Source organism: Candidatus Lokiarchaeota archaeon, assembly GCA_014730275.1.
Lineage (GTDB): Archaea > Asgardarchaeota > Thorarchaeia > Thorarchaeales > Thorarchaeaceae > WJIL01.
Window position 1 is genome coordinate 68,682 of the sequence record WJIL01000061.1, and the last position, 7,043, is coordinate 75,724.

Annotated in this window: 5 protein-coding genes; 3 read left to right on the plus strand and 2 right to left on the minus strand. The window is 44.8% G+C overall.

The window, feature by feature from the left end; all coding sequences use genetic code 11:
* Positions 1 to 91 precede the first annotated feature (91 nt).
* A complete protein-coding gene (locus tag GF309_06570) occupies positions 92 to 1,039 on the minus strand; it encodes an NAD-dependent epimerase/dehydratase family protein (GenBank protein MBD3158440.1) in 948 nt (315 codons plus the stop codon).
* 265 nt (positions 1,040 to 1,304) lie between these two features.
* On the opposite strand from GF309_06570, the gene GF309_06575 reads away from it, so the two are divergent.
* Positions 1,305 to 3,071: a PAS domain S-box protein gene (locus GF309_06575; GenBank protein MBD3158441.1), complete on the plus strand. Its 1,767-nt coding sequence runs from the start codon at positions 1,305 to 1,307 to the stop codon at positions 3,069 to 3,071.
* A gap of 17 nt (positions 3,072 to 3,088) precedes the next feature.
* Here the strand turns inward: GF309_06575 and GF309_06580 are convergent, their stop codons facing one another.
* On the minus strand, positions 3,089 to 5,842 hold the full coding sequence (locus tag GF309_06580; protein MBD3158442.1) for a pyruvate, phosphate dikinase: 2,754 nt from the start codon (positions 5,840 to 5,842) through the stop codon (positions 3,089 to 3,091).
* A gap of 393 nt (positions 5,843 to 6,235) precedes the next feature.
* Here GF309_06580 and GF309_06585 point away from each other — a divergent pair, with 393 nt between their 5' ends.
* Both GF309_06585 and GF309_06590 read left to right on the plus strand, forming a co-directional pair.
* Positions 6,236 to 6,448 carry a hypothetical protein gene (locus GF309_06585; protein MBD3158443.1) on the plus strand — a complete coding sequence of 71 codons (213 nt, stop codon included), beginning with the start codon at positions 6,236 to 6,238 and terminating at the stop codon, positions 6,446 to 6,448.
* 134 nt (positions 6,449 to 6,582) lie between these two features.
* A partial coding sequence (locus GF309_06590; protein ID MBD3158444.1) for a pyridoxal-5-phosphate-dependent protein subunit beta occupies positions 6,583 to 7,043 on the plus strand: 461 nt, incomplete at its 3' end.

Consider the following 7,043-nt stretch of genomic DNA (forward strand, 5'->3'; position numbering starts at 1 on the left):
CCGTGCTTAGGAGCCATAGGGGCCAATTTATTTGCCCCCAACGACTTAGTGAGGCGTTCGTTGTTCTTAACCAATCTAGTGCAACGTTTGTCTAATTACCGATTCGCTTTGATAGCTTCTCTATCATGTCCTCGGTCATAGCCGCAATATCGTAGTCCGGTTCCCAGCCCCATTCCTCACGTGCCGCACTATCATCTATGGAGCTTGGCCATGAGTCAGCAATTTCTTGTCTATAGTCTGGTTCATATTCGACTTTGAATTCTGGAATATGTTTCTTAATCTCAGCAACAAGCTCCGCGGGAGTGAAACTCATAGCCGTAATGTTGAAGCTTCTGTGTTCCAAGTCTGGTTCATCGGCTTCCATCAAATCAATGGTGCTCTTTATACAGTCAGGCATGTACATCATTGGAAGACGACTGTCCTTTTCCAAAAAGACGGTGTATTCTTTATTCCTTAGTGCTTCATAGAAAATCTCAACGGCATAGTCTGTCGTTCCTCCACCGGGCAAGGTTTCAGAACTGATGATACCGGGATAGCGCAATGACCTGAAATCTACATCGAAACGCTTCGCATAGTATTCGCCAAGAAGCTCAATGAAAACTTTGGTAACGCCATACATGCTTGTAGGGCGCATAATAACATCATTTGGAGTGTCTTCTTTTGGTGTGCTTGGCCCAAAAGCCGCTATTGAGCTGGGAATGATTATCTGATCTAAGTCTAGAGTGCGAGCAGCCTCTAATGCATTGTAACTTCCTTGTACATTTGTTCTATATGCCAACTGTGGATTCTTCTCACCCACAGCGGACAGTACTGATGCGTTATGAATTAGGACATCAATGTCGTATTCAACTAATAGCGTGTGAAATTGGGTCGTATCAAGCACATCAAGCCGCTTGTATGGCCCATCCTCTCTAAGAATGTCTGGCGGCTTCTTCCTGCCAGTTGCTACTATGTTTTCGCCTCCATACTTCTCTCTCAACGCTTCAATAAGCTCAGTCCCAATCTGGCCATAGCTGCCAGTAACTAGAATTCTTGTCATTTCCCTATAGCCTCAATTCTTAGTTTTGATACCCTTTGAACCCCAATTAAAAAGCTACCGAGAGCGTCATCCCACACTCAAGCGAACACTATGATTTAAAGTGCATATTCAATACAATCTTCATAATGAGAAGATTCCGAACCTAACCCCAATTAATCCAAAAAAATACATTTCACACGAATTTACTTATTTAGATGGCAAATAAACGATACCAAATAATCTCTAGGAAATTTGTGTGGTTGTGGAAATCAAAGAAGGTGATTCAATGAATCAAAATGAGGAAAAAGAGGTCCTCCAATCCCTTGAGTCACTAGTTTTTGTGATAGGTGCGAATAACACATTCGCTGAGTATTATGGGGGAAAGAAAACACCTCTGTATGCCAATCCACAGGAATTCATTGGAAAACCTATCAGAAATGTGATTCCAAAGCATCTATGGACGAAATTCCAGGATACCGCAACCCAGGTTCGAGAAACTAAGCGTCGTCACGGCTTCGATTACTCCTTAATGATTGAAGGAGAAGACAGATGGTTCCATGCTGACATAGAGCTTCATAATGATGAGGAAAGCCTGATTGCCATTATTAAGGAAATAACAGCCAAGAAGCGAATTGAGAATGCGATTGCAAAAAGAGAACTCATGTATAGAGTATTATTTGAATCCGCTAATGATGCCATTTTCATAATGAATCATTCAAGATTTGTCAAATGTAATGACCGCACTCTGGAAATGTTCGGGTGCGAAAGAGATCAAATCATAGGTAGGCATCCATTTGAATTATCACCGAAGCATCAGCCTAATGGTGGAGATTCTAAACGACTAGCTCTTGAGAGGATTCACAGAGCAATGGATGGGAAGCCACAGGTCTTCCGTTGGGTTCACAAGCGCTGTGATTCAAAGCTGTTTCATGCACAAGTAAGTCTCAACAGAATCCAGTTGGATGGAGAGGTGTTGTTGCAAGCCATTGTGCGGGATATCACCGAACAAGTAGAAATGGAAAGAGAGCTAAGAGAGAGTAAAAAGAAATACCAAACCCTGTTTGAATCTGCACCTGTGGCAATAATGATAATTGGAAGCAGAGGCGAAGTTCTCGCAGCTAATGAAGCAACTTCTTCTCTTCTTGGATATAGCATTTCAGAACTCAAGAATACGAATTTCAAATCGTTGTATGCAACCCAGAATAACAGTACCGACGTAGTGCAGACTTTGATTAGTAATGGTGAACTTTGTCGTCACGAAACGGAATTGAAACACAAGAATGGTCAAACGTTGACGATTGTTTTGGATTCTGAAGCGGTTGAATTAGCTGATGACTGGGTCAATTTTGTAACCATCCGAGATATTACGAGACAGAAGAGAACCAGTGAAAATCTGAAAACGGCGGCTGAAACTGCCAATCTCTATTTGGATATAATGAGCCATGATATCAGGAATAATCTACAAGCCATAATGACTGCAGCGGAGATAATACGTACTAGAACAAACGATTCAACAGTCCGGGGAGCTATTGGAGCAATCATTGAGGCGGTAGGCAATTCGAATGGCCTCATACATAGTCTCCACGATACAGAAGGGCTGCTATCCGTTGACCTCCATCGAATGAATCTGGTAAAGGTCATCAATGAGTGTCGCCGCGATTTGAAAAATGAATATCCAAGTGCAGTAATAGAGAAGAAGTATGACATCAACGAAGCCACTATTCAAGCCGATACCTACTGCTACGATCTGTTTCACAATCTTATCGAGAATGGGATAATTCATAATGATGAATCCCCGCCTCATGTGTGGATTAAGCTCAAAGAACTAGACTCGGGATACCTTGTCGAAATTGCCGATAACGGGCCAGGGTTCAGCTCTACCAGAAAACAGGCCATCTTCGACCCCAAAAGGAGATTCGGAGGCGTGGGACTCCATCAAGTGAAATATCTTGTCGAAAGATACGGTGGAAAAATCGATATTAGAAATCGAGTAGAAAATAAAATTGAGGGGGGAACCAGTTTCGTAGTCTGGCTCCCCAAGGCAAACGCATAGTGTTCGTATTCTATGACCTATGGCTGAGGCTCGCCTCGCTTCTCTCGAATGGCTGCTTGGGCAGCTGCCAATCTCGCAATGGGCAATCTATATGGAGAACAGGAGATATAGTCTAGACCGATTTCATGGAAGAAGCCAATTGAACGGGCATCTCCTGCGTGTTCACCGCAAACTCCCAATTTGATGTTTGGCCTGGTCTGCCTTGCCCGATGAATCGCAATTTCCATCAGGCCACCTATACCTCGCTTGTCGATGCTCTGGAAGGGGTCGTTGATGAGAATGCCATTTTCCAGATAATCAGGTAGGAACGAATCAATATCGTCCCTGCTGAAGCCAAAGCCCATTTGGGTCAGATCATTGGTACCAAATGAGAAGAACTCAGCGACCTTAGCCATGTCTCTTCCCCGCATACAAGCACGAGGTATCTCAATCATGGTACCGAGCTGTACATCAATATCAACATCAAGCTCTTCAAGCACTGCCTTGTATTGTTCCTCAACAATGTTGTTCATAGTCTGAAGCTCAGAGTAGCCCGCAATCACAGGAATCATTACTTCCAGCGAGACCTCTTTGCCTTCGTTCTTGAGTTCTGCTACTGCTTCAATAATAGCGCTCACCTGCATCTCGGGAATCTCGGGATAGGTAATCCCCAATCGCACTCCACGGTGCCCCATCATGGGGTTGTTCTCGCGAAGCTCGTCTGCTCTGCGGCGAACATCTGATACGTCGATTCCAAGAGAATTAGCTAGTTTCTCTTGACCAATCTTGCTCTGAGGCACGAATTCATGAAGTGGAGGATCCAGCAATCGAATTGTTACAGGTTTTCCTTCCATTACCTCAAGCGTTGCTTTAATGCTGTCCCTCACGTAGGGTTTCAGCTCCTCAAGCGCTTCAATGCGAGCTTCTTTCGTTTCGCTCAGGATCATCTTTCTCAACAATAGGAGCGGTTCATCAGATCCCTCACCATAGAACATATGCTCAGTTCTTAGAAGGCCGATACCTTCGGCACCAAATTCTAGGGCTTGTTGAGCATCTTCAGGATTGTCAGCATTTGCACGGACACCTAGAATTCGGTACTTGTCCACTGCCTCCATGAACTCGATGAGCCGAGGGTTGCTGGTAGAGTCCCTCATCGGAAGCTCGCCTTCGTATACAAGGCCAGTTGTACCATTTAGAGTAAATACGTCACCCTGTTCATAGACCTCGCCATCGACTGTCATCTGTTTCTCAATAGCATCAATTTGAAGTGCAGCTGCGCCTACAATGCAGCACTTGCCCCATCCTCGAGTTACAAGAGCCGCATGGCTGGTCATTCCTCCACGTGCTGTAAGTGTAGCAACAGAAGCTCTCATACCCTCAACATCCTCAGGGCTGGTCTCTTCTCGGACAAGAATTACGTCTTTGCCCCGATCAGCCCATTCCACTGCATCATCAGAAGTGAAAACAATATGACCAGATGCACCACCTGGGCCCGCAGGCAATCCTTTTGCAATCGGTTCGGCTTCTTCCTCCGCATCAGGATCGATTACAGGATAGAGAAGCTGGCCCAATTGTTCAGGTTTCAAACGCAAAACCATCGTTTCTTCATCAATAAGATTTTCTTCGAGCATATCCATAGCCATATTGAGGGCAGCCGTCGCTGTTCTCTTGCCAACTCGGTACTGAACAATGTACAGCTTGCCTTCCTGAATCGTGAACTCTAGGTCCACCATATCACGACTATGCCGCTCTAGAATTTCTCTGACTTCATAAAGCTCATCGTAAATCTCGGGCATTTTTGATTCAAGGCTTTCCAGCTCACGGTTCTGCTCATTCTTACTTTCCTCATTGAGGGGATTAGGAGTCCGTATGCCAGCTACAACATCTTCCCCTTGAGCATTGAAAAGTACCTCTCCATAGAATTCGTTAGCTCCAGTTGCAGGGTTTCTGGTAAATGCGACACCGGTTGCTGATCCAGGACCCATATTACCGTATACCATACTCTGTACTGTACAGGCAGTACCCCAGTGATCAGGAATGCCTTCTATTTTCCTATATGAGACTGAACGAGGGTTGTTCCAGCTCTTGAAAACAGCAGCAATGGCACCCCACAGCTGTTCATATGGATCGTCAGGGAATTCTCTGCCTAGGACTTCCTTGATTCGATCTTTGAAATCCTCGCATAGTTCCTTCAAATCTTCAGCAGTAAAGTCAGTATCGTCGATGTATCGCTTTTCGATTCTCCTCTTCCTCATCAACCTCTCAAGCTGTACACGGATACCTTGTCCCTCTTCTGGAACGATACCCTCTGCCATTTCCATTACAACATCCGCGTACATAGTAATCAAGCGACGATAGGTGTCATAGACAAAACGTGGATTGTCTGTTTGCTTGATCATCCCGGGGATAGTCTCGGTGGTTAAACCTACATTCAGTACGGTGTCCATCATGCCGGGCATCGACTGTCTAGCACCAGAACGTGCAGAGACGAGTAAAGGATTGTCTGGATCACCGAACTTGGCGTCCATAATTTCCTCAACCCACTCTAGCGCCTCCAGAGCCTGTTCTTTCATTTCCTCAGGAAGACCACCTATTTCGAAGTAGTAATTGCAAACCTTAGTGGGTATCGTAAAACCTGGTGGCACAGGCAGGTTCAGTCTAGTCATGCCAGCCATGCTGGCACCTTTTCCTCCAAGTTCGTTTCTCATCTCCTCAGTGCCGTCTGCCTGCCCCGCACCAAATTTGTACACAAGTTTCTCGTCAGGGCCAATATGTTTCGAATTTTCAGCCATTTCTTCTTCAACCTCTAGTTCTATCTTGAATATGTATTCCTAATAGTCATACAACCATGGTTTTTGCAGCGGATTATAACTATTCTAAGCTAAGATTCCCTGCTGCACTATAGTTGCTTACATGATTTTCTTTTCACATTCGCGTCTATTCGCCTTTTAATCTCTCGGAATAGTCATTGCGAAATGAAAGACTGCCCCTAGGTTCTAAAGAATCAAATGGAGGGTTAACGAACTATTGAATGGTCGAATCGCTAGACCATTTCCAAGATAGAATGGAAACCACCTACAAAAAATTAGAGGTATTACAAACCAAAAAGACACCAAGAACCGACATTGTCTATTTCTCATTATGCTTATAAGAATCACATAGAGAATCGTTATGTGGTGTAGTGAATGGGAGAGAAAGAGAATCAGACTGATTGGGATAGAATCTGCCCGATATTGGCGCTAGTTATTATATTCATCATATTTAGTCCATTTGTTGCTGCGTCAATCGTGGGCTACCCGGAAGCACTAACTGCCGTATTGGGACTGTTCATCATCGCACTTCTAGCTAAAATCATAATGGTCCTAACAGAAATCAGGGACAAGTGCTGCAAGGGATAGAATGCATCTACAGTACCTCCAACTTGTTCCACACATGAAAACATGCAAATCAAAGCCTTTTTGTGATAAGCTGAACTCAGAGCATCACGCGCTCGTAGAAATATCATAATGAGAATCCCTAGGAGAATGGGAACATGATCGATTTAGAAATACATCAAGAGCAGCTCGAACGAACAGTAGAACGGTGCCGAGAACGGGAGATAATCATTCCTACCTTTGAACAGATGAAACATCCCGAAAAAGTCCCTGAGCAGATAAAGAAAGAGCTAAGAGAAACGGAACTCTGGGAAGTTGCACCTCAGAATCTTTTCCGAATTACCTGGAAGAACGAACCCGTCGATAAGGGAGGTCTCTACAGACCAATAGCCAACTACATGGAACTTCCTCCCGAGCTGACTGGTGTTGAAGCAAGAATCATTGCGCTTGTGGGAAAATGGTTCCCAACCGGGTCTCATAAAGTCGGGGCTACCTTTGGATGTCTTGTGCCTCCACTGGTTACTGGGCAATTCGATCCAACATTTCACAAAGCAGTCTGGCCAAGCACCGGAAACTACTGCCGCGGCGGTGCCTATGACGCTGCTTTGCTCGCGTGCAA